The sequence below is a fragment of the Streptomyces sp. NPDC054783 genome (assembly GCF_053611725.1).
Map to the genome: position 1 here is coordinate 338,845 of NZ_JBSHAY010000005.1, position 22,058 is coordinate 360,902.

Sequence of the window (22,058 nt, forward strand, 5' to 3'; positions counted from 1 at the left end):
GGTCGGTCCGGTGGGAGGCCGCCTACTCCGCCGAGGGCAGAGCGGCGCCCGCCGGCCCGTCGAGGAAGGCGAGGGTGCGTTCCAGGAACCACTGCGGGTCGTCCAGCCAGGGATAGTGACCGGCGCCGGGCTGGACGGCGACCTCGGCGTCCGGGAAGGCCCCGGCGGCACGACGGGCGAGGTCCGGGCGGGGGCCGCCGTCGAGTTCCCCGGCGAGCAGGAGGACCGGCGCGGTCAGTACGGCGAGGGCCGTCCGGGTCGCGTCCGGAGTGAAGGCACCGTCGGCGAAGTAGCGGTCCGCCGCCTCCTCGTTGGTCTGCTCCGGCTCGGCGTCCGTGTGCACCCGGGCCGCGTCGTCCCAGCGGCCGTGGAAGAACGGCAGGAACACGTCGTCGAAGTCCGCCTCCCCCGCCAGCCAGGCCCGGAAGGCGGGGAACGCATCCGCGAACCACGGCTCGTGCGCGCGCAGCCGGGCCGCGGCCAGCCGGTCCTCGGGCGTCGCCCGCAGGCCCAGGGCGGACGGGTTGGGCGTGATCAGCAGCAGTCGCCGTACCCGCTGCGGGTGGCGGGCCGCGTAGAGCATGGCGAGGGCCGCGCCCGCCGAGTGGGCGAGCAGATCCATGTGCTCCAGACCCATGTGTGCGCGCCACACCTCGACGTCCTCGACCATCCGGTCGCAGCGGTACGTCGCCGGGTCCGCCGGCGGCGCGGAGTCCCCGGTGCCGCGCAGGTCCAGCAGGGCCAGTCGCCGGTGCGCGGCCAGCCCGCCGAGGTTTCCGAGATAGGCGGAGGCACGCATCGGGCCGCCGGGCAGGACAGCGAGGGGCTCGCCGGCACCCCGCAGGTGGTAGGCGAGCCGGGTGCCGTCGGTCGCGGTGAAGATCGGCATGGTCGTGATCATGTCGGTCGGCCCCGGAGCGGCGCAACGTTTTATCGTCCGACGCTTTGCCGTCCGAGGCGCTTCGCCGTCCGAGGCGCTTTCCCACGCGGGGCGCTTTGCCACCCGGGGCACTTTCAACCGGGGGCGGGAGGCCGACCGCTCTACAGGGCGATGGGCCGGTGGGCCAGGAGTTCGTCCACGATGCGCTCGGGCGGGGCGTCCTGCTCGATCACGCCGAAGGGCCGGGGATGGGCGACGTTCACCTCCACGACCAGCAGGTAGTGGTCCGCGTCGGGATCACCGGTCGCGTATCCGGCCCGCACCCTGCGGACGAGCTCGATCAGCTCGTCCCGGGTGATGTCCGGCACCCGTGGCCACGCGGGCCGGGCGGCCTCCAGGGCGAACCGCTCCAGATCGCGTGACGCCCACCATTCCAGAAAGGCGAACGGTCCGTACGAGTGCCTGGTCGCCGCGTTGAAGGCGTCCACCGCACGGCGCCCGGCCTCCTCGTCCTCGCGCAACAACGCCTCGGTCCGTTCGATCTCCGCGCCCAGTTCGGCCAGCCGTTCGGCCGACACGGGCGGGGGCAGCAGTTCCCGTCGCAGCTCCACGTGCCCATTCTCCGGCTCGACCGGCGCAGAAAATCTTCGCAGGCCTCTTGCCTGGAGCCGCATGGCCTGGATTACTGGCCCCGAACGAATCGACCGAATGATCGGTCGTCCGGTATGTGAGTGCGGCGAGGGAGACGACTCGATGGCGGATCCGACGGACCTGCTCGACGCGGGCGAACGGCTCGGGCCGGAGGAACTGCGGGAGCTCCAGCTGGAGCGGCTGCGCGCCTCACTGCGGCACGCCTACGCCAACGTGCCGTTCTACCGGGAGTCCTTCGACAAGGCCGGTGTCCGCCCCGAGGACTGCCGGTCCCTCGCCGATCTGGCTCGTTTCCCGTTCACGACCAAGGCCGACCTCAGGGAGAACTACCCGTACGGCATGTTCGCCGTGCCGCGCGAGCGCATCCGCCGGCTGCACGCCTCCAGCGGCACCACCGGGCGCCCCACGGTGGTCGGCTACACGGACAACGACCTTTCCATGTGGGCGGACATGGTGGCGCGGTCGATCCGGGCGGCCGGCGGGCGGTGCGGTGACGTCGTGCATGTGGCCTACGGCTATGGGCTGTTCACCGGTGGTCTGGGCGCCCACTATGGTGCCGAGCGCCTGGGCTGTACGGTCGTCCCGGCCTCCGGCGGCATGACGGCCCGGCAGGTGCAGCTGATCCAGGATCTTCAGCCGGCCGTCATCATGGTGACCCCGTCCTACATGCTCACGCTGCTGGACGAGTTCGAGCGTCAGGGCGTGGACCCGCGCGGCACCTCGCTGCGCGTGGGGATCTTCGGAGCCGAGCCCTGGACCGAGCAGATGCGGCACGAGATCGAGGAGCGGTTCGCGATCGACGCCGTGGACCTCTACGGGCTGTCCGAGGTGATCGGCCCGGGCGTGGCACAGGAGTGCGTGGAGACCAAGGACGGGCTGACGGTATGGGAGGACCACTTCTACCCGGAGGTGGTCGACCCGATCACGGGTGAGGTACTGCCGGAGGGCGAGCGTGGCGAGCTGGTGTTCACCTCGCTTACCAAGGAGGCCATGCCCGTCATCCGGTACCGCACCCGGGACCTGACCCGGCTGCTGCCCGGCACGGCCCGGGTGTTCCGCCGGATGGAGAAGATCACCGGGCGCAGTGACGACATGGTGATCCTGCGCGGGGTCAACCTCTTCCCGACCCAGATCGAGGAGATCGTGCTCCGCACGCCCGGCGTGGCACCGCACTTCCAGCTCCGGCTGACGCGGGAGGGCCGGCTGGACCGGCTCACCGTCCGTGCCGAGGCCCGCGCGGGCGCCGGCCCGGAGGCGCGGGACGCGGCGGCCCTGTCCATCTGCGCGGCCGTCAAGGACGGGATCGGGGTGTCCGTCGACGTGGAGATCGTCGAGCCGGAGTCCCTGGAACGCTCGGTCGGCAAGATCCGCCGGATCGTGGACCTGCGGACCCAGAGGTAGAGCGGCAAGCCGGGACCGGCGACCCGGGACCGGAAACCGGAGACGGGCGGCCCGAGACCGGCGACCCCGGGAGGACCGGCAACCCGAAGCCCGTGGCCCGAAGCGCGGACACGCCTCGGGCCGCGGTCGTCACGGCGCCCTGCTCGGCGTCACCGCGGTGGCCTCGGCCGGCCGCGCCGCCGTGCGTGCCCTGGCCACGTGTGCCGGATGCCGGGTCAGGGCGAGTACGTCGGTCAGGGCGACCAGCCCCGCCACCCCCGGCCGGCCGAGTCGGTCGTACGCCCGTACCCCGAGCCAGGAGCCGCCGCCGAGCTGGTGCTCGATGGACACCTGCGGCAATCGCGCCAAGAAGGAGGCGCTGCGCCGCAGGGCCGGCGGCTGACCGGGCCGCTTCGCCAACCATGGCCGTAGCAACCGACCAAGGTCGTATCGACGTACCCGGAAACGTCGTCGCGGCCCAATACCCCGAAGCCAGGGCGGATCGGCGCTGCCGCAGTGGCGGTTGCCGGCCGACGCCCTGCTGCCGTCGAAGACCGCCGACGGCCTCGGCTAGCCGCTGAAGCGGTCCCGCAGTTCGCGCTTGAGGATCTTCCCGCTGGCGTTGCGCGGCAACTCGTCCACGAACAGCACCCGTTTGGGCGCCTTGAAGGGCGCGAGTTTCTCCTTCACGTGCGCGATGAGCCGATCCTCCGTCACCTCGCCGCGCAGGACGACGATCGCCGTGACGGCCTCGATCCACCGCTCGTCGGGCAGGCCGATCACGGCGGCCTCGGCGACCGCCTCGTGGCTGTACAGGGCGTCCTCGACCTGGCGCGAAGCGACCAGGACACCACCGGAGTTGATGACGTCCTTCACCCGGTCCACGATCGTGAAGTAGCCGTCGGCGTCGCGCACCGCGAGGTCCCCGGAGTGGAACCAGCCGTCCCGGAAGGCCTCGGCGGTCTCCTCGGGCTTGTCCCAGTAGCCCTCGCACAACTGCGGTGAGCGGTAGACGATCTCGCCGGGCGTGCCGTCGGGTACGTCCTCGCCCCGGTCGTCCACGACCCGTGCGTCCACGAACAGCACGGTCCGTCCGCAGGAGTCCAGCCGGCCCTCGTGCTCGTCGGGGCCGAGGACCGTGGCCAGCGGGCCGATCTCGCTCTGCCCGAAGCAGTTGTAGAAGGCGAGCCGCGGCAGGCGCTCGCGCAGCCGCCGAAGCACCGGGACGGGCATGATCGACGCGCCGTAGTAGGCCTTGCGCAGGCCGTCGAGGTCACGGGTGGCGAAGTCGGGCCGGCCCGCGAGCCCGATCCACACCGTGGGCGGCGCGAACAGGCTGTCCACGCGGCCCGCCTCGATCAGGTCGAGAAGCCGGTCCTCGTCGGGCGCGTCCAGGATGATGTTGGTCGCACCGACGGCGAGGTACGGCAGCAGGAACACGTGCATCTGTGCCGAGTGGTACAGCGGCAGCGCGTGCGCCGGAAGGTCACCGGCGCTCAGGTCCAGGGCGGTGATCGCGCTCAGGTACTCGTGCACGAGGGCCCGGTGGGTCATCATCGCGCCCTTGGGCAGGGCAGTCGTACCGGAGGTGTACAGCAGCTGGACCAGGCCCTCGGTGCGGGGTTCGGGCCCGTCGTACGGCGGTGCGTCCGCCAGCCGGGCGAGCAGCGAGTCCTCGGTGTCCCTGAGCGGCAACACCCGTATGCCGTCCGGGAGCCGGCCGGCGAGGCCGGGGTCGGCGAGGACCAGGGTGCTGCCGGACTGGCCGACGAGGTACGCCAGATCGTCCCCGGTCAGGTTGTGGTTGACCGGCACATGGACCAGGCCCGCGCGGGCGCAGGCCAGGAAGCCGATCAGGTAGGCGTCGGAGTTGTGGCCGTAGGCGCCGACCCGGTCGCCCGGTGTGAGGCCCTCCGCGAGCAGCACCGAGGCCGCGCGCGAGACGGCGTCGTCGAGTTCCTCGTACGTCCAGCGGCGCTCGCCGTACTCCACCGCGCGGCGGGCCGGAGTGCGCCGGGCGCTGCGCCGCAGCACCCCGTCTACCGTGCTGCCGTGTCCCTGGGTCATGGCTCATGATCCTGGGTCCGTCGCGGAGACAGGTCAAGCATCCTGGAGGCGCATACACCGGTCCCACCGGACGTTCGCCGAATGCGGTTTTCGCTTCCGCGTGCTTCTGTGCGCCCCTTGGGAGAAAGGATTCGGGAAACCGGCCACCACTGAACCTGGGCAGGACATGTCTCGGACGCCGAGTCCACAGCAGTTCGCACATTTCACGTCTCACGTCCGGTGGGAGGAATCCATGAGCCGTGCTGTGCCCGAACAGAAACGAACCTGGAGGACAGGTACTGCTCCCGGCATATTCCCGATCCTCGGTCACGGTATCGCCTTATACCGTCGGCCGCTGGCGTTTCTGAATTCTTTGCCCGCGCACGGGGATCTGGTCGAGATACGGCTGGGCCCCCAGCGCGCCTGGATGGTGTGCCACCCCGAGCTGACCCACGAGGTGCTCATGGACCCGCACACCTTCGACAAGGGGGGCCCGCTGTACGACAGGCTCGGCAAGCTGATGGGGGACGGTCTCGTCACCTGCCGTCAGCCGGCGCACCGGAACAAGCGCAGGCTGCTGCAACCCGGCTTCCATCCCTCCCATGTCGCCCACTACACGGATCTCGTCTCGGAGGAGGCCGAGGCGGTGTGCCGGGCGTGGCCGGCGGGTCGGACGGTGCCCGTCACCGAGGCGATGATGACCCTCACGACACGCGTGATCAGCCGGGTCCTGCTCTCCGACGCGCTGGACGACACGACGACCAACGAGGTGCGGGACTGCCTCACGGACATCGTCCGTGGCCTGTTCGTCCGCACGGTCGTGCCGATCGACGCCCTGTTCCGCCTCCCCACCCCCGCCAACCGCCGCTACCGGCACGCACTGTCACGTCTCCACGCGATCATCGACACGGCGATCGCGCAGCGCCGCCGGGGCGCCGACCGCGACGATGTGCTGGGAACCCTGCTGGCGGCCGCGCGCGGCGACGGCGCAGCGGCGGCGATCACCGACCGGGAGGTCCACGACCACCTGATCACGCTGCTGCTCACGGGCGTCGAGGCCCCGGCGCTGTGCCTGGCCGACGCCTTCAGCCTGCTGGCCCGCCACCCGGAGGCCGAGCGCCGCCTGCACGCCGAGCTCGACGCCGTCCTCCCCGGAGGCCGACGGCCCGGCCCCGAGGACCTGCCGCACCTCGTCCACACCCGGTGCGTCGTCTCCGAGACGCTGCGCCACTCGTCCCCCGGCTGGCTCTTCACCCGCGTCGCCACCAGGGAGACGGAACTCGCCGGATGCCGTCTGCCCGAGGGAGCCACCGTTCTGTACAGCCCCTACCTCCTGCACCACGATTCCTCGTCGTTCCCCGACCCCGAGCGTTTCGACCCCGACCGCTGGTTGCCGGGAAAGGCCACCGCCGGGCAGCGCCGCGCGCTGATGCCGTTCTCCGCGGGCAACCGCAAATGCCTCGGTGACGAGTTCGCCATGGTGGAGGCCACCCTGGCCCTCGCGACCATCGCCGGCCGACGGCGCCTGCGCCATCTGCCCGGGTACGTCGAACAGGCACCGCGCCCCGCCATCACGCTCGGCCCGCGTTCCCTGGTAATGGCCTGCGAAGCCCGTTCGCACATGCCTTCAGGCGCACCGGAATCCCGGACGGCAGGTGACCACATTGTCGACAACACATGAGGAAATCCCCGTCGCCGTACCGGACGGAATTCCGGTCCCCACCCTCAGGGACCTGATCGACAGCCACCTCCACATGCCCTTCCCGTTCGAGCGCAATCCCCATGAATCCGAAGCCGCGGCCGGCGTCGAGGCATGGCTGAGCGCGCGGGGGCTGACGGACGAACCAGGTGTGGCGGCGATGATCGTCCGCACGCGCCCCGCCCAGCTCGCGTCCTACAACAGCCCCACCATGGATGCCGGTCTCCTTCAGATCGTGGCAAACCAGATCGCCTATCAGTTCGTCTTCGACGACCGTGCGGAGGACACCGGTCGGCGCTCACCGGGCAGGCTGGTTCCCATGCTGTGCGAGAGCGTCGGGATTCTGCGGGACGGCCGGCCGCCCAGCACTCCCCTCGGCGCGGCTCTGGCCGATCTCCACCGACAGGTCCGGGAACGGTGCACACCGTCGCAGGCGGCACGATGGGCCTGGAAGAGCCGGGAATACGTGCACGGCCTGTTGTACGAGGCGGTGGCCCAGGCCCAGCCCTTGCTCGTGCGGACCGGGGACTGCACCTCGATACGGTCGCTGACCGCGGGCGTCGAACCGTTCTACCCGCTGTGCGAGGCCGCCCAGCCACACGAACTGCCGCCCGCCGAGCTCCACCATCCCGTCGTCCAGCGACTGAGCCGGCTGTCGGCCGACGCGGCGGTGTGGATACCCGACCTGTTCTCCGCGGTGAAAGAACGGCGCGCGGGCGAAATGATCAACCTGGCCCTTTCCCACCAGCGTGAACACCGGTGCTCTCTGCAGACCGCCGTCCTCATGGCCATCGAGCAGATCAACGCGACGATCAAGGAGTTCCAGGAGCTCTACGCGGAGATCGAACCGGAGTTGAGCCCCGCGGGCGTCGGCTACGTGGAGGGCATGACCGGCTGGATCCGCGGGTGCTACCACTGGTCCCGCACCGTGCCACGCTACGCGGACGTGACTTCGGTGCCCGCGGTGCCGTGGTCCGGTCCGGTCTCATACCCGGCAGGCAGGCATTATCCCACCTGAAGCCAGTGATTCACCCTATGGTGCCCAATCCGTCCTGCCCCACCTCGCCGCGGCGTACGCTCGGCTCCCCCTGGCCGAACGACAGAAGGCGGTACGGCACATGGCGATGGCGCCGCGGCAACCGAGCACGGAGCAGCGGAGGTTGATCGAGCGCCGACGGGAACTCGAGGCACTCGACACCGCGTTCCAGGAGTTGCGGCGCACCACGGGCGGCGTGCCGCGAGCCAGGCGCAGCGGTCTGCTCACCTTCTCCGGGCCGGCCGGTCTGGGCAAGACGGCACTCATCACGGAAGCACGGGCCCGGGCCGCGGCCGACGGATTCACGGTGCTGTCGGGCAGGGGCGGAGAGACGGAGCAGGGGTCGGCGTTCCGCGTGGTGCGCCAGTTGGTGCAGCCCTCGCTGGCCGCCATGGACGGGGCGGAACTGCGCTCCTTCATGGGTAGTTGGTACGACATCGTCGCCGCCGCGCTGGGTCTCGAAGCGAGGGGCTCCGCCCCCGCGCCGGACCCGACCGGGGTCCGCGAAGGGCTCGACTGGGTCATGACGCGTCTCACGCTGAAGAAGGCACCCGTCGTCCTGCTCCTGGACGACCTGCACTGGGCGGACGCCGAGTCCCTGAGCTGGCTCGGCTCCTTCGCCCCGCGGGTGGAGGACCTGCCGCTGCTGATCGTGGTGGCCTACCGGCCCGACGAGCTGCCGCCCGAGGCGGGCGAACTCCGGTCGCCGGCCGGACACCGGGGGAACCGCCCCCATGACCTGGCGCTGCTCACCGCCGGCGGCGTGGCGCAGATCGTCAGGAAGGAAATCGGGGAGGCTGCCGAGGACCGGTTCTGCGAGGAATGCTGGTCGGCCACCGGCGGGAGCCCCTTCGAAGCGGTGGAGCTCGCCATCGGACTCGCCGAGCGGAAACTGAGCGGCACCGAGGACGACCTGCCCGCGATGCGTGAGCTCGCCGCGGCGATCAAGGGCCCGGGACTGATCGAGCGTCTGGAACGGCTGGACACGGCGACCGTACGCTTCGCGCACACCGCGGCCGTCCTGGGGTCGCCCTTCTCACCGCGGCTCGCCGCGACCATCGCGGTGCTCGGCGACGAGGCCGTCGCCGAGTCGACCCAGAAGCTGCGCGCGGCCCGGATCCTCGCCGACGGCCACGGCCCCGAGGGGGAGCTGGAGTTCGTTCATCCGCTGATCGCCACGACGATCTACCGGTCCATCCGCACGGCATTCCGGGCCGGTCTGCACAACACCGCCGCGCAGACCGTGCTGGCCGCGGGATACGGCCCCACGGCCGCCGCCCGGCATCTGCTGGAGGTCCCCTGCGAGGGCAGCACCGAGACGGTCGACTGTCTGCGCGAGGCCGCTCGCGAATACCTCCGAGCGGGGGCGACGGAGGCCGCCCGGCGTCTGCTGTCCCGCGCGCTGCAGGAGCCGCCGCTGCCCGAGGACCGTGCCGCGCTCCTTCACGAACTCGCGTGCGCCACGTTCCTGATCGAGCCCACGGCCACGGTGAGGCATCTCCGCCAGGCGCTGGCGGAGCCCCGCGTCGACCCGGATCTGCGTGCCTCCATCAGCTTCCGGCTGACGCAGGCCCTGGCCCACACCGATCAGCTGGCCGAGGCGGTGACCGTGGCCGCGGAAGAAGCGCGGCACGCGAAGAGTCCGCGCGTGAAACTGCGGATGCAGGCCGATCAGTTCGTCTGGAGCATGGTCCGCACCGACGACCCCGACTCACCCGCCCGCTCCCGGACACTGGCGCGGCTGGCCGAGCGGTTGCCCGGTCGCGGTCTGGAGGAGCGCTACATCCTGGGGCTGCGGGCCTGGGACGCCGTCAAGCGCGGCGAACCGCGGCAGACCGCCCTCACGTACGCCGAGAAGGCCCTGCGCGGCGGCATGAGCTGGATCGACGAGAACCACGGTTTCGAGGTGCCCGTCTCTGTCGCCCTGGTGTTCATGTACGGCGACCAGCCGCGGCGGGCCGAGGAGTTGTTCAACAAAGGTATCGCCGAGTGCATGGCGAAGGGCTGGCGCGGCTCCCATCTGGCCTTCGGCCAGACCCTCGCCGGCTACATCCGCCACCAGCGCGGCTGCCTGGCGGAAGCCGAGGATCTCGTGCGGGAAGGCCTGCGCATCGCCGACAGGGTGGCAGGGGCCGTACCCGCCCAGTTGTTCGCCGTCGGCATCCTGATCCAGACCCTGCTGGCCCGGGGCCGTGTCGCCGAGGCGCGCGCACTGGCCGACGAGCACCGCTTCGGTGAGATGACTCCGAACGCCGTCATCTATCCCGATCCGCGCACCGTGTACGCGGAGCTGCTCCTGGCGGAGGGACGGCACGCCGAGGCGGCGCCGCTGCTGTCGTCGGTCGGGCACTGGCTGGACGGGCGGGCCTGGCGGAACCCGGCCTGGTGCCCGTGGCAGCTGCGGCTCGCGTCCGCCTTCGCCCCCACCGCTCCGGAGCAGGCCGTCGGCCATGCCCGGGACGCCGTGCGGCGCGCCCGGAAGTTCGGCGCCGCCTCCGCCGTCGGCCAGGCCCTGCACACTCTCGCCGAGGTGACCGGCGGGCCGGCCGCGCTCGACCTGTACGCGGAGGCCGTCGACCAGCTGGAGCAGTCGCCCGCCGCTTACGAGCTCGCCCGCGCCCAGATCGGCCACGGCGCCGCACTGTCCCGCGACGGCCGGCTGCAGGAGGCCGCCGACCGGCTCTACCAGGGCCTGGAAGGCGCCGTGCACTGCGGGGCCGAGGCGCTCGCCGCCCGGGCCAGGGAAGAGCTCTCGGCGGCCGGACTGCGCCCGCTGCCGCTGCGCTATGCGCAGGCGGACACCCTGACGGCCCCGGAACGCCGTACCGCCGAACTGACCGCCCAGGGACACCCGGTGGCAGTGGTAGCGAAGGAAATGCGTCTTCCCGAGCAAGGCGTGCGGCAGTTGCTGTCCAGCGTCTACCGCAAGGCCGGCACCGACGCGGCCGGCCTCTCCGGGTTCCTGGCGGCCGGAACCCGGCCCCGTCCGTGAAGCCGCAGGTCCGGGCCCCGTGTCCCGCCGTTGTCACACCCGTGTGCGGCCCTCCCAGTACGGGTCCCGCAACCGCCGCTTGTACAGCTTGCCGTTGGGGTCGCGGGGCATCTCGGCGATGAAGTCGACGCTCTTGGGCCGCTTGTAGCCGGCGAGCCGCTCGGCGCAGTGGTCGAGGAGGGCGGCGGCGAGGGCCGGGCCGGGCTCTTGGCCGGGGGCCGGTTCGACCACGGCCTTGACCTCCTCGCCCCAGTCGTCGTGCGGGATGCCGAAGGCGGCAGCGTCGGCGACGGCCGGGTGGGAGAGCAGCACGGACTCGATCTCGGCCGGGTAGATGTTGACCCCGCCGGAGATGATCATGTCGATCTTGCGGTCGCGGAGGAAGAGGTAGCCGTCCTCGTCCAGGTAGCCGAGGTCGCCGACGGTGAAGAAGTCGCCGATGCGGTTCTTGCGGGTCTTGGCCTCGTCCTTGTGGTACGAGAAGCCGCCGGTGCTCATCTTCATGTAGACGGTGCCGAGTCGGCCCGCGGGAAGCCGGTTGCCGTCGTCGTCGAAGACCGCGAGTTCGCTGATGGACCAGGCCTTGCCCACGGTCCCGGGTTTCTTCAGCCAGTCCTCGGCGGTGGCGAAGGCGCCGCCGCCCTCGCTGGCCGCGTAGTACTCCTCCACACAGTGGCCCCACCAGTCGATCATGGCTCGTTTGACCTGGTCCGGGCAGGGGGCGGCGCCGTGGACGGCGTGCCGCATGGACGAGACGTCGTAGCGGGCCTTCACCTCGTCCGGAAGGGCCAGCAGGCGGTGGAACTGGGTCGGGACCATATGGGTGTGGGTGCACCGGCGGGTGTCGATCAGGCGGAGCATCTCCTCGGGGGCCCACTTGTCCATCAGGACGAGGCGGTGGCCTATGTGCAGGGACGCGCCCGCGAACTGCAGGACGGCCGTGTGGTACAGCGGCGAGCAGACCAGGTGGACGTTGTCGCCGAAGGGCTTGATGCCGAAGATCCCGAGGAAGCCGCCCAGGTAGGCCTCCTCGGGTGCCTTGCCGGGCAGCGGGCGGCGGATGCCGCGCGGGCGTCCCGTCGTACCGGAGGTGTAGTTCATGACCCAGCCGAGTTCCCGGCCGGAGGGCGCGGACTCCGGCTGTCCGTCCAGGAGTTGGGGGTACGGCCGGAAGCCGTCGGCCTCGCCGACCGCGTACCGGTGGCTCGATGGCAGTCCCGCCTCGTCGGCGGCGGCGCGCGCGGCGGCGGCGAACCGCTCGTGGGCGATGAGCACCTTGGCGCCGGAGTCGGCGACGATCCAGGCGATCTCGGGGCCGACGAGGTGGTGGTTGACCGGGACCAGATACAGGCCGGCCTGGGTGGCGGCCAGGTAGGCGGTGACGATCTCGACGCCGTTGGGCAGGACGACGGCGAAGGCGTCACCGCGCTCCAGGCCGGCCGCGCGCAGCCCGTGGACGAGCCGGTTGGCGGCGCCGTGCAGTCGTCCGGCGGTCCACTCCTCGCCGTCGGGGGCGACGAGGACCGTGCGGTCGGGGTGCTGGGCGGCCTGGGCCCAGAATCCGGCGGGGGGCGTGCTGGTCACTTGCCGCTCCTTCCGGCGATGCGGTTGATGCGGTCCACGGCCTTCTCGAAGCCGCGGGTGAGGTCGTCGAAGACGGCCTGGACGCTTCGTTCACTGCTCATCCGGCCGACGATCTGGCCGACCGGCGTGCCGAGCAGCGGCTCGACCTCGTACTTCTGGATCCGGGAGACCGCCTCGGCCACGAGCAGCCCCTGCAGCGGCATGGGCAGGGTGCCGGGGCCGGCGGGGTCCTCCCAGGCGTCGGTCCACTCGGTGCGGAGCTGGCGCGCGGGTTTGCCCGTGAGGGCACGGGAGCGGACGGTGTCGCCGGACCCGGCGGCGAGCAGCTTGCGGGTCAGGGCGGGCGAGTGCAGGTCCGCTTCCGTGGTGGTCAGCCATATGGAGCCCAGCCACACACCCTGCGCGCCGAGTGTGAGCGCGGCCGCCACCTGCTGTCCGCTGCCGATGCCTCCCGCCGCCAGCACCGGCAGCGGATCGACGGCTTCCACCACCTCCGGCGTGAGCACCATGGTGGCGATCTCGCCGGTGTGGCCGCCGGCTTCGTAGCCCTGGGCGACGACGACGTCGATGCCCGCCTCCTGATGCTTGCGGGCGTGCCGGGCGCTGCCCGCGAGCGCGGCGACCAGCACGCCCCGGTCGTGGGCGCGGGCGACGACGTCGGCGGGCGGGGAGCCGAGGGCGTTGGCGAGCAGCTTGATCGGATAGTCGAAGGCGACGTCGAGCTGGGTGCGGGCGACCTCCTCCATCCAGCCGGTGATGCGCCACCCGGACGCCTCGCCCTCGGCCAGTTCGGGGACGCCGTACCTGGCGAGGGTGTCCCGCACGAACTGCCGGTGTCCGTCGGGGATCATCCCCTCGACGTCCGCTTCGGTCACGCCCTCGACCTTCTTCGCGGGCATGACGACATCGAGTCCGTAGGGCCGGCCGCCGGCGTGGGCGTGGAGCCAGTCGAGGTCGCGTTTGAGGTCGTCGGGGGCGGTGTAGCGGACCGCGCCGAGCACGCCGAAGCCGCCGGCCCGGCTGATGGCCGCGGCGACGGCGGGGAACGGCGTGAAGCCGAAGACGGCGTGCTCGACTCCCAGTTTCCTGCTCAGCTCCGTCTGCATGGGCGCAGGATGCCGCAGCGGGCCGGACGACGGAAGAGCTTTTCTGACGTCCCGTCAGATTCTTTGGGTTTTCCGGTGCGTCATGCAGTGGCCTCCAGCACCGCCATCGCCGCGTTGTGTCCCGGTACGCCGCTCACGCCTCCCCCGCGCACCGCGCCCGCGCCGCACAGCAGGACGTTCGCGTGCCGGGTCTCCACGCCCCAACGGCCCGTGTCCTCCTGGGCGTACGGCCAGGACAGGGCGCGGTGGAAGATGTTGCCGCCGGGCAGCCTGAGGTCCCTCTCGAGGTCGAGCGGGGTCTTGGCCTCGATGCAGGGGCGGCCGTCGGCGTCGGTGGCCAGGCAGTCGGCGAGGGGTTCGGCGAGCTGGGCGTCGAGCTGGGCGAGGGTCGACTCCAGCAGCTCCTCTCGTACGGCGTCGTTGTCCCGGTCGAAGAGCCGGGCCGGGGTGTGCAGGCCGAACAGGGTGAGGGTCTGGTAGCCGCGCTCGGCGAGTTCGGGGCCGAGGATGGTGGGGTCGGTCAGGGAGTGGCAGTAGATCTCCGAGGGCGGCACGGCGGGGAGTTCACCGGCGGCGGCCTGGGCGTGGGCGGTGGCGAGCTGCCGGTAGCCCTCGGCGACGTGGAAGGTGCCGGCGAAGGCCTCGCGCGGGTCGACGGCCGTGTCGCGCAGCTTCGGCAGCCGGGTGAGCAGCATGTTGACCTTGAGCTGGGCGCCCTCTGCGGGCTCGGGTGCCGGGTCCCCCGTCAGGACTGCAAGGTCCTGCGGGGAGGCGTTCACCAGGACGTGCCGGGCGGCGGCGACACCCTCGCCGTCGGCGGTGCGGTAGGTGACCTCGGCGGTGTGTCCGTCGGTGGCGATCCGGACCGCCTCGTGCCCGGTCGCGATGACCGCGCCCGCCGAACGGGCCGCGGCGGCCAGGGCGTCGGTGAGGGCGCCCATGCCGCCGACGGGCACGTCCCAGGCGCCGGTGCCGCCGCCGATGACGTGGTAGAGGAAGCAGCGGTTCTGGGCGAGGGAGGGGTCGTGGGCGTCGGCGAAGGTGCCGATCAGGGCGTCGGTGAGGACGACGCCCCGGACCAGGTCGTCCTGGAAGTTCTCCTCGACGGCGACGCCGATCGGCTCTTCGAACAGGGCCCGCCAGGCGGTCTCGTCGTCGATGCGGCTGCGCAGTTCCTCGCGGGTGGGCAGCGGCTCGGTGAGGGTCGGGAAGACGCGTTCGGCGACGCGCGTGGTCATGCCGTAGAAACGCTGCCAGGCCTGGTACTCGCGCTCGCCGCCGGTCAGCCGGGCGAAGGCCTCGCGGGTGCGCTGTTCGCCGCCGCCGACGAGAAGTCCCGTGGGCCGGCCGTCCCGCTCCGCCGGGGTGTACGAGGAGATGGTGCGGGCGCGGACCCGGAAGTCGAGCCCGAGATCGCGCACGATCTTCTGCGGCAGCAGGCTGACCAGGTAGGAGTAGCGCGACAGCCGGGCGTCGACGCCGGCGAAGGGGCGGGTGGAGATCGCGGCGCCGCCGGTGTGGTCCAGCCGTTCCAGCACCAGCACGGAACGGCCGGCCCGGGCCAGGTAGGCGGCTGCGACCAGACCGTTGTGGCCGCCGCCGACGATGACGGCGTCGTATGTGCGGGTGTGCTCGTTGGCAGGCATGGTTCTTCGTAACACGTGATGATCCATTGCGGCCAGAGGCGTGCCCCGACCGTGGGCCGGGCGGCCGCGGGCGCGCCGTTTGATCAGGTGGCCGCGGCACCCGGTCTCCGTCAGGTACCGCCGGACGCGTACCGCCGGCGGACCACCGCGAGCCTGCGGTACAGCTCGCCGGCCTCGGTGCCCCGGCCGAGGCGCTCCAGACAGTGGGCCTCGTCGCCGCGCGCGGCGAGGGTGTCGGGGTGGTCCGGGCCGAGGACCTCCTCGCGGGTGGCGGCGACCCGCCGGTACTCGGCGAGGGCCTCGGCCCAGCGGCCGAGCCAGCCGAGGGCGACCGCGATCTCGCGGCGGCTGACGAGCGTGTCGGGGTGGGCGGGGCCGAGGACCTGCTCGCGGAGCAGACAGACGTCGCGGGCCTCGGTCAGGGCGTCCTCCCAGCGCCCGAGCCGGCCGAGGTTGACCCCGAGGCCGTGCCGGGCGCGCAGGGTCTCGGGGTGGGCGGGGCCCTGGACGCGGGTGCGGTCCACGACAAGCTCCCGGTACAGGCGCAGGGCGTCCGCGCCGCGGCCGAGACGGCCGAGGCTGAGGGCGGTCTCGTAGCGGGCGGCGAGGGTGTCGGGGTGGTCGGCGCCGAGGACGCGGGCTCTGCTCTCGGCGACCTCGCGGTAGATGCGCAGCGCCTCCTCCCAGCGGCCCGACTGCCCCTGGGCGTAGGCGACTTCACAGCGCGAGACCAGGGTGTCGGGATGGTCGGCACCGAGGACGCGGGCCCGGGCGGCGGCCACCTCCAGGGCCGTACGGCAGGCGTCGTCCAGGCGGCCGAGCCGGCCGAGGGTGCAGGCGAGGTTGTGGCGGCAGCGCAGGGTGTCGGGGTGGTCGGGGCCCATGACGCGCACCCGGGCGGCCAGCACCTCCGCGTACACCTGGTGGGCCTCGAAGTGGCGGCCCAGCCGGCCCAGCGCGTAGGCCGTCTCCTGGCGGGCGGCGAGGGTGTCGGGGTGGTCGGCGCCGAGGACCCGCGCCCGGGCCTCGGCGAGGTCCGTGTAGGCGGCCAGCGCCTCGGCGACCCGGCCCGCGCGGACGAGGGCGAAGGCCGCCCCGTAGCGGCCGGCCAGGGACTCGGGGTGGTCGGGGCCGAGGAGCGCGGGGCGCTCCGCGGGGAGTGCGGTGCGCTCTGCCGGTGGTGCGGGAACGGGCCGTCGAGCGTCCGAGGGTCCGTTGCGGCCGGCCGCTCCCCCGAGTTCTCGGCTTCGCTCGAACCCGGGGGGACCCCCATCGCGGCGGGAGCCGCATGCCGGATACGGCCCCGCGCCCCTTCGGGGCGCTTCCCAGCGGACCGACAGTGCCGCCCCCGCGTCCGGGCTCAGCGCGCCCGGTCCGGCGCCGAGTGCCTTGTGGCCGGTGGTCATGCCTCGGGTCCAGGACGGCAGTCGGGCCGCGCCTCTCGCCTCCGGTATCTCCACGGCCGTACCGGAGGCGGCCGCGCCGCGCCCCGCGCGCATCCGGCGAACCAACTCCCCGGCGTCGTACGGCCGTTCCTCGGGCCGTTTGGCCAGCAGGTCCAGGATGACGCGCTGAAGGTGGCCGGGCAGCTCCGGGCGGTGTTCGCTCGGGGGCCGGGGCGGGGTGTCGCGATGGCCGATGAGGATCGCCCAGGCGTCCTCCAGGTCGAACGGCGGCGCCCCGGTGGCGATCTCGTACAGCACGCAGCCCAGCGAGTACAGGTCGCTGCGCTGGTCCACCGGCTCGCCGCCGATCTGCTCCGGGGACATGTAGTGCGGGGTGCCCAACGCGACCCCGGTGCCGGTCAGCCGGGCGGTGAAGCCGATGTCGTGGCCGAGGCGGGCGATGCCGAAGTCGCAGATCTTCACCGTGCCGTCGGCCAGCCGCACGATGTTGGCCGGTTTCAAGTCACGGTGTATGACCCCCTGTTGGTGGGTGTAGGCGAGGGCGGCCGCGACCTGCGCGGCGATGTCCTCCACGTCCCGCACCGGCAGCGGATGCCCCTTGTTGTCCTGCAGCAGCCGGCTCAGATCACGGCCCTCCAGGAGCTCCATCACCAGATACGGGACCCCGTCGGACTCGCCGAAGTCGTGGACGACGGTCACCCCGCGGTGCGAGAGACCGGCGGCCACCCGGGCCTCGCGGCGGAAGCGCTCGCGCAGGACACGGGCCAGGGACGGATCATGGCCGGGCCCGAGTGGCTTGAGGCACTTCACCGCCACCTGCCGGCCCAGGGACTCGTCCAGGGCCCGCCACACCTCGCCCATCCCGCCCCGCCCGATCAGGTCGAGCAGCCGGTACCGGCCCTGAACCAGCCTGTTCTCCCCCATAGCGATCCGCCGCCCCCGTCGCCGCCCGCCCCGCCGCCGGAAGGCCGGCCCGGCACCGCGCTGCACCACGCCGGCCCGATCCGCGCCACACCCCCCTGCTCGTCCAGTATGGCGGCCTATCGCCCGACTTTGTACGGTGCCGGACGCGCTTGGGGTCCGAGCCGCGCCATGGCCCGCAGGATGTGTTTGGGCGGCAGTTGCCAGCGCACACGTGCGGGAACGCACCGCAGCACCGCGCCCGTGGCCCGCAGCCGGCGGGTGACGACCGCGGGTGCGGGGGCCGGTCTGCCGTACAGCTCATGGGCGTACGGCGGCAGAGCGGCGTACGCCAGGTACGCCACGCGCCGCCACAGCACCTCGCGCGCGGGGACGAGAAGGGGATGCGTCGGCGGACGGAGCAGGAAGTCGTCCACCTCGCGTGCCTCGGGTCCCGCCGCCAGCTCCGGCCGCATCTTCCCGAAGTACGCGGCGAGTTCGGCCCGGCTCGCCGGTACGGTCTCCGGGTCGAGGCCCACCAGGCGTGCGCTGACCCGGTGTTCGGCTATGTACCGGTCGGCCTGGGCACCGGTGAGCGGGAAGCCGGAGCGGCGCAGGACGTGCAGGTAGGAGCCGATCTCCGCGCAGTGCACCCAGAGCAGCAGCCCGGGTTCGTCGACGCCGTACCGCTCGCCGGTCTCCGGGTCGGTCGCCGCCAGCATGCTGTGGATCTTCCGCACGCGGGCGCCGGCCCGCTCGGCGGCCTCGGTCGTGCCGTACGTCGTCGTCCCGACGAAGTTCGCGGTCCGCATCAGCCGGCCCCAGGCGTCGCGCCGGCCACTCTTTTGACGATCCAACGCAGTGGAGTTCTGCAGGACGCCGCGCACCGCGCGCGGGTGCAGGGCCTGGAGGTACAGCGCGCGGACGCCGGCGACCCACATCATCGGGTCGCCGTGCATCTGCCAGGTCACGGAGTTCGGCGTGAACAGCCCCGGGTCGCCCATGCCCGCAGTGTGACCAGGATTGCTGGTTGGCACCAGGCGAGGCGAGTCGCTGCAGCTGGGCAGGCAAGCGCCCAGCACTCTCGGTCATGGGAGTCGTGGATTGCCCCGACAAGGCGCCGGGCGGCACAGCAGGGTGAATCGCGTGCCGGGGCATGTGTTGGGAGAGCGCGGCCGTCTGTCGTCCGTGGGGACTTCGCGCCGTACGGTCGCGCTCGGTGGTGGAGTCGAGTCCTCGGAACATCACGTGTCCCGGAGGCGGACTACCTTGGCGGGACCGGTTGCTCGGCGTGACCGGATGTGAGCATGAACCGGGTGAGCAGCCCTCCCGCAAGGCCGACCAGGGTGGCGGCCGCGGTCCACCAGCCGCTCCAAGGGGTGAGTCCGAGGACGTGGTCGACGGACCAGCGGCCGGGTCCGGTGAGGGACAGAGCGGCGGGCGCGAGAGCGAGGAGGAGGGGGTATTCGTAGCCGTCGTTCTGCACCCAAAGGCCGTTGCGGCGTTTGACGGACACGGCGACCGTCATCACGCCGACGCTCGCGGCAGCCGCGAGGGGGGTGAGTGCTCCGGTGGTCACGAGGAGCCCGCCGGCGATCTGACTGCCCCCTGCCGCGAGGGCGGTGAGGCGGCCGCCGCGGAATCCGTCGGCGCGGAATTCGGCGGCCCCGCCGTCGAGGCCTTTCCCTCCGAGGCGGAAGCTGACCTTCTGGACTCCGTGGCCTGCGATGAGCAGGCCGATGGCCAACCGGAGGGCGAGCAACCCTGCGTCCATTTCCGTCTCCTTTCGTAGCTGTGGATGGGTGGCGGGTGTTACAGGACGAAGCAGGCGTCGAAGATCTCGGGTGCGGTCTCGGGGGTGAAGCCGCGGGCGGCGCGCCACTGACGGTGCTGTTCGGATTCGGCGACGGCCTGGCCGAGGAGTTCGGCCTGGCGGGCGCCGGAGATGCTGGGCTTGACGGTGGCCTGGTAGCCGCCGAAGTGCGCCACCGGGCTCCACAGGGGGCTGACCGGCGGGAGCTGCTCGTCCAGACCTTCGTATTCGCCGGCGGCGTAGACGATCCGGCCGCCGGTGAGGGTCAGCAGCGACTCGATGTGCGCGATGTCCTGCTCGGGGACGGTGAAGAAGTCGTCGGAGAGGATGGCCAGGTCGGCGTAGTAGCCGGGGGCGAGGATGCCCTTGACGTCCTGCTCGCCGGTGAGCTCGGCACCGGCCTGGGTGTACATTTCCAGGGCCTTCTCCCGGCTGACGCGGTTGTTCGGCGGGTAGATCGTCAGGTCGCCGACGGTGCGGCCGGCCACCAGCCAGTGCAGGGCGACCCAGGGGTTGTAGGAGGAGACCCGCGTGGCGTCGGTGCCGGCACCGACGGTCAGGCCGCGCTCGAGCATCGCGCGGATCGGCGGGGCCTCCGCGGCCGCGGCCGCGCCGTAGCGGCGGACGAAGGCCTCGCCCTGGAAGGACATCCGGTTCTGCACGGACATCGCGCCGCCCAGGGCAGCGATGCGGTCCAGGCTCTCGCGCGAGACGGTCTCGGCGTGGTCGAACAGCCAGCGGTTGCCCGCGGGGAAGAGGCCGTCGGCGGCGAGCTTTTCGAAGACCGCCAGGTCGCGGCGGATGGTCTCGTCGTAGGTGGCGTGCAGGCGAAAGCCCCACCCGTTCTCCATCAGCAGCCGGACGGCCTGCTCGAATTCGGTTTCGTAGGAGTCGAGTTCGGGCCTCGGCTGGGTGAAGTTCTCGAAGTCGGCGGCGGCCCAGGTGAGGTTCTCGCCCGCGCCGTTCAGCCGCAGCCACTCGTCGCCGTCGCCGGGGCGGACCATCTCGGTCCAGCGCTTGAGGTCGGCGATCTCCTGCCCGCCGGTCTGCGGGAAGAGGTGGTAGGCGATGCGCAGCGAGAGCCGCCCTTCCTTGGCCAGGTCGATGACGGTGCCGTAGTTCTCGGGGAAGTTCTGGAAGCCGCCGGCGGCGTCGATGGCGGAGGTGAGTCCGAAGCGGTTGAGTTCGCGCAGGTAGTGACGGGTGGAGTTCTTGAGGTCCTCGCCCTGGAGGGTGGGGGCCTTGGCCAGCGTGGAGTACAGGATCAGGGCGCCGGGGGCGGCCAGGAGCATGCCGGTGGGTTCGCCGTTCGCGCCGCGGACGATCTGCCCGCCGCGGGGGTCGGGCGTGTCCTTGGTGAAGCCGGCTGCCTGAACGGCGGCACGGTTCATGATGGCGGACTGGTAGAGGTTGAGGACGAAGACGGGGGTGTCGGGGGCCGCGGCGTTCAGTTCCGAGACGGTGGGCAGGCGCTTCTCGGCGAACTGGTCGGCGGAGAAACCACCGACCACGCGGACCCACTGGCCCTTGGGGGTGCGGGCGGCCTGCTCGCGGAGCATGGCCAGGCCCTGGCGCAGGGTCGGCACACCGTCCCAGCGCAGTTCCAGGACGTAGTTCAGACCACCGCGGATCACATGGAGGTGGGAGTCGTTCAGGCCCGGGATCACCCGCCGGCCCAGCGCGTCCACCACGCGGGTCTGCGAGCCGATCAGATGGACGACGTCGGCGTCGTCCCCGACCACCAGGACCCTGCCGTCCTTGATCGCGACCGCGCTCGCCTGCGGACGGCGCGGGTCACCGGTGTAGAGCTTGGCATTGCGGACCACCACGTCCGCGACGTGGTCGCCGTTGACGGCAGGGAGGCCAGCCACAGGCATAGTGGCCATGGAAATCATCTCCAGTGAGTGGGGGTTGCCAGAAGTTGTACGAGGGGTGAAGCGGCTGCCGCGGGGCAGCAGCGAGGTGAGGCAGCGGCCGGGGCTATGCGTCAGCTGGAGGACGAGCTGCGCGGCACGGCCAGGGCGGCAGCGGCGGTACCGAGCGTGCTGGCCAGCAGGGGCCAGCCGAGCCCCGCGTGCTGTACGAGCGAGGCTCCCCCGAGTGCGCCGGCCAGCATCGCCAGCACGGAGGCCAGCCGGCGGCCGGCACGGGGATTGGTACCGCCGGCCGGAGTCGAGTCGGATGCCAGTCCGGTCAGCGTGAGGGTCAGCACCGTCGTGGTCACATCCGGCACGGCGAGTTTGCGCACCGTCCCGTTGCGCAGGCCCATGGCCGGTGCGATCAGGGCGATCAGCGCGTAGACCGCATGGCTCGCGGCGAAGGCGACGGTGGTGGCCGTGGCCAGCAGCACCGTTTCCACCACCAGGGTCCAGCGCAGCCGAAACGGCGCAGTACGGCGGCGCATCGCGGTCTCCAGGCGGCCGGCGACTCCGGCTCCGACCAGGAAGGCGGCCAGCGACACCAGCGAGCCGAGCACCGAGAAGCCGGGGACGCCGGCGGCGGCGAAGCCGATGATGACCACGTTGCCGGTCATGTTCGCGGTGAAGACATGGCCCAGCCCCAGATAGCTGACCGCGTCGATGAGGCCGCTCACCGCCGTCACGGTCATGAGGGCCGGCAGCAGCGGCTCACGGCCGCCCGGCGCACGCTGGGCCGGCGCACGCTGGGCCGGGGAATGGTTGATAGTCACTGTTGTTTCCTCGGGCCACGGCCCGTGTTCGTCCGATTTCTCTTCCTGCAGGCCTCCTGCGCCGTGCTCGCTGCACCCGGCAGAAGCTCCCGAGAGCGGCCCGTCGGTCGCGTGCAGGTCCGGCGCCCACCCGTGGCGGGTGGCGTTTCTGCCGATGAAGCCCGCGAACGCCATGCACTTCGCGGTCCGGGGCAGCGGGCCGCGCCGGCCCGGGGCGAGGCGCCCCGGGC

General features: G+C 72.1%; 17 protein-coding genes. 5 read left to right on the forward strand and 12 right to left on the reverse strand.

All coding sequences use genetic code 11. The features are described from left to right. Positions 1 to 22 precede the first annotated feature (22 nt). Together ACWGJ5_RS13285 and ACWGJ5_RS13290 are read right to left on the reverse strand one after the other, a co-directional pair. Positions 23 to 889 (reverse strand): alpha/beta fold hydrolase, encoded by an 867-nt coding sequence (locus tag ACWGJ5_RS13285; protein ID WP_453309836.1) that lies wholly within the window; start codon positions 887 to 889, stop codon positions 23 to 25. Between the two features lie 152 nt (positions 890 to 1,041). Further along, on the reverse strand, positions 1,042 to 1,491 hold the full coding sequence (locus ACWGJ5_RS13290) for a hypothetical protein (protein ID WP_453309837.1): 450 nt from the start codon (positions 1,489 to 1,491) through the stop codon (positions 1,042 to 1,044). 142 nt (positions 1,492 to 1,633) lie between these two features. Between ACWGJ5_RS13290 and paaK the strand changes: the two genes are divergently transcribed. Next, positions 1,634 to 2,932, forward strand: a complete 1,299-nt coding sequence (paaK, locus tag ACWGJ5_RS13295) for a phenylacetate--CoA ligase PaaK (protein ID WP_453309838.1) — start codon at positions 1,634 to 1,636, stop codon at positions 2,930 to 2,932. A 129-nt stretch (positions 2,933 to 3,061) separates the two neighbouring features. On the opposite strand, the gene ACWGJ5_RS13300 is transcribed toward paaK, so the two are convergent. Beyond that, entirely contained in the window at positions 3,062 to 3,262 is a 201-nt protein-coding gene (locus tag ACWGJ5_RS13300; protein ID WP_453309868.1) for a hypothetical protein, read from the reverse strand. Here ACWGJ5_RS13300 and ACWGJ5_RS13305 point away from each other — a divergent pair. Beyond that, a complete protein-coding gene (locus ACWGJ5_RS13305; protein WP_453309867.1) occupies positions 3,255 to 3,314 on the forward strand; it encodes a hypothetical protein in 60 nt (19 codons plus the stop codon). The two genes, ACWGJ5_RS13300 and ACWGJ5_RS13305, sit on opposite strands and share 8 nt — an antisense overlap. 167 nt (positions 3,315 to 3,481) lie before the next feature. Here ACWGJ5_RS13305 and ACWGJ5_RS13310 read toward each other — a convergent pair whose 3' ends face one another. Continuing rightward, positions 3,482 to 4,978: an acyl-CoA synthetase gene (locus ACWGJ5_RS13310; protein ID WP_453309839.1), complete on the reverse strand. Its 1,497-nt coding sequence runs from the start codon at positions 4,976 to 4,978 to the stop codon at positions 3,482 to 3,484. Between the two features lie 232 nt (positions 4,979 to 5,210). Between ACWGJ5_RS13310 and ACWGJ5_RS13315 the strand changes: the two genes are divergently transcribed. The 3 genes from ACWGJ5_RS13315 to ACWGJ5_RS13325 all read left to right on the forward strand — a co-directional run bounded on the left by ACWGJ5_RS13315 (position 5,211) and on the right by ACWGJ5_RS13325 (position 10,684). Further along, positions 5,211 to 6,638, forward strand: a complete 1,428-nt coding sequence (locus ACWGJ5_RS13315) for a cytochrome P450 (protein ID WP_453309840.1) — start codon at positions 5,211 to 5,213, stop codon at positions 6,636 to 6,638. Then, the gene (locus tag ACWGJ5_RS13320; RefSeq protein WP_453309841.1) at positions 6,613 to 7,674 is read left to right on the forward strand and encodes a (-)-alpha-amorphene synthase; all 1,062 of its coding nucleotides are present in this window, start codon (positions 6,613 to 6,615) and stop codon (positions 7,672 to 7,674) included. The genes ACWGJ5_RS13315 and ACWGJ5_RS13320 overlap by 26 nt, the downstream gene beginning before the upstream one ends. 100 nt (positions 7,675 to 7,774) lie before the next feature. Next, a complete protein-coding gene (locus ACWGJ5_RS13325; RefSeq protein ID WP_453309842.1) occupies positions 7,775 to 10,684 on the forward strand; it encodes an ATP-binding protein in 2,910 nt (969 codons plus the stop codon). 33 nt (positions 10,685 to 10,717) lie between these two features. Here ACWGJ5_RS13325 and ACWGJ5_RS13330 read toward each other — a convergent pair whose 3' ends face one another. The 8 genes from ACWGJ5_RS13330 to ACWGJ5_RS13365 all read right to left on the reverse strand — a co-directional run bounded on the left by ACWGJ5_RS13330 (position 10,718) and on the right by ACWGJ5_RS13365 (position 21,828). Beyond that, positions 10,718 to 12,268, reverse strand: a complete 1,551-nt coding sequence (locus ACWGJ5_RS13330; RefSeq protein ID WP_453309843.1) for an acyl-CoA synthetase — start codon at positions 12,266 to 12,268, stop codon at positions 10,718 to 10,720. After that, on the reverse strand, positions 12,265 to 13,374 hold the full coding sequence (locus ACWGJ5_RS13335; protein ID WP_453309844.1) for an NAD(P)H-dependent flavin oxidoreductase: 1,110 nt from the start codon (positions 13,372 to 13,374) through the stop codon (positions 12,265 to 12,267). Before ACWGJ5_RS13335 ends, ACWGJ5_RS13330 begins: the two co-directional genes overlap by 4 nt. An 80-nt stretch (positions 13,375 to 13,454) precedes the next feature. Beyond that, the gene (locus ACWGJ5_RS13340) at positions 13,455 to 15,020 is read right to left on the reverse strand and encodes a phytoene desaturase family protein (RefSeq protein ID WP_453309845.1); all 1,566 of its coding nucleotides are present in this window, start codon (positions 15,018 to 15,020) and stop codon (positions 13,455 to 13,457) included. Positions 15,021 to 15,130: 110 nt separating this feature from the next. Then, the gene (locus ACWGJ5_RS13345) at positions 15,131 to 17,350 is read right to left on the reverse strand and encodes a tetratricopeptide repeat protein (protein WP_453309846.1); all 2,220 of its coding nucleotides are present in this window, start codon (positions 17,348 to 17,350) and stop codon (positions 15,131 to 15,133) included. Between the two features lie 116 nt (positions 17,351 to 17,466). Beyond that, positions 17,467 to 18,330 (reverse strand): oxygenase MpaB family protein, encoded by an 864-nt coding sequence (locus ACWGJ5_RS13350; RefSeq protein ID WP_453309847.1) that lies wholly within the window; start codon positions 18,328 to 18,330, stop codon positions 17,467 to 17,469. Positions 18,331 to 18,590: 260 nt separating this feature from the next. Next, on the reverse strand, positions 18,591 to 19,100 hold the full coding sequence (locus tag ACWGJ5_RS13355; RefSeq protein WP_453309848.1) for a DoxX family protein: 510 nt from the start codon (positions 19,098 to 19,100) through the stop codon (positions 18,591 to 18,593). A 38-nt stretch (positions 19,101 to 19,138) separates the two neighbouring features. Then, entirely contained in the window at positions 19,139 to 21,025 is a 1,887-nt protein-coding gene (locus ACWGJ5_RS13360) for an amidohydrolase (RefSeq protein ID WP_453309849.1), read from the reverse strand. A 101-nt stretch (positions 21,026 to 21,126) separates the two neighbouring features. Further along, positions 21,127 to 21,828: a YoaK family protein gene (locus tag ACWGJ5_RS13365; protein ID WP_453309850.1), complete on the reverse strand. Its 702-nt coding sequence runs from the start codon at positions 21,826 to 21,828 to the stop codon at positions 21,127 to 21,129. Positions 21,829 to 22,058: the final 230 nt, after the last annotated feature.

Excerpts from the sequence above, each read along its gene's own strand:
- ACWGJ5_RS13345 (WP_453309846.1), bottom strand. The coding sequence starts at position 17,350 with ATGGGGGAGAACAGGCTGGTTCAGGGCCGGTACCGGCTGCTCGACCTG.
- ACWGJ5_RS13360 (WP_453309849.1), bottom strand. The coding sequence starts at position 21,025 with ATGGCCACTATGCCTGTGGCTGGCCTCCCTGCCGTCAACGGCGACCAC.
- paaK (WP_453309838.1), top strand. The coding sequence starts at position 1,634 with ATGGCGGATCCGACGGACCTGCTCGACGCGGGCGAACGGCTCGGGCCG.
- ACWGJ5_RS13350 (WP_453309847.1), bottom strand. The coding sequence starts at position 18,330 with ATGGGCGACCCGGGGCTGTTCACGCCGAACTCCGTGACCTGGCAGATG.
- ACWGJ5_RS13310 (WP_453309839.1), bottom strand. The coding sequence starts at position 4,978 with ATGACCCAGGGACACGGCAGCACGGTAGACGGGGTGCTGCGGCGCAGC.
- ACWGJ5_RS13340 (WP_453309845.1), bottom strand. The coding sequence starts at position 15,020 with ATGCCTGCCAACGAGCACACCCGCACATACGACGCCGTCATCGTCGGC.
- ACWGJ5_RS13355 (WP_453309848.1), bottom strand. The coding sequence starts at position 19,100 with ATGGACGCAGGGTTGCTCGCCCTCCGGTTGGCCATCGGCCTGCTCATC.
- ACWGJ5_RS13335 (WP_453309844.1), bottom strand. The coding sequence starts at position 13,374 with ATGCAGACGGAGCTGAGCAGGAAACTGGGAGTCGAGCACGCCGTCTTC.
- ACWGJ5_RS13285 (WP_453309836.1), bottom strand. The coding sequence starts at position 889 with ATGCCGATCTTCACCGCGACCGACGGCACCCGGCTCGCCTACCACCTG.
- ACWGJ5_RS13315 (WP_453309840.1), top strand. The coding sequence starts at position 5,211 with ATGAGCCGTGCTGTGCCCGAACAGAAACGAACCTGGAGGACAGGTACT.
- ACWGJ5_RS13325 (WP_453309842.1), top strand. The coding sequence starts at position 7,775 with ATGGCGATGGCGCCGCGGCAACCGAGCACGGAGCAGCGGAGGTTGATC.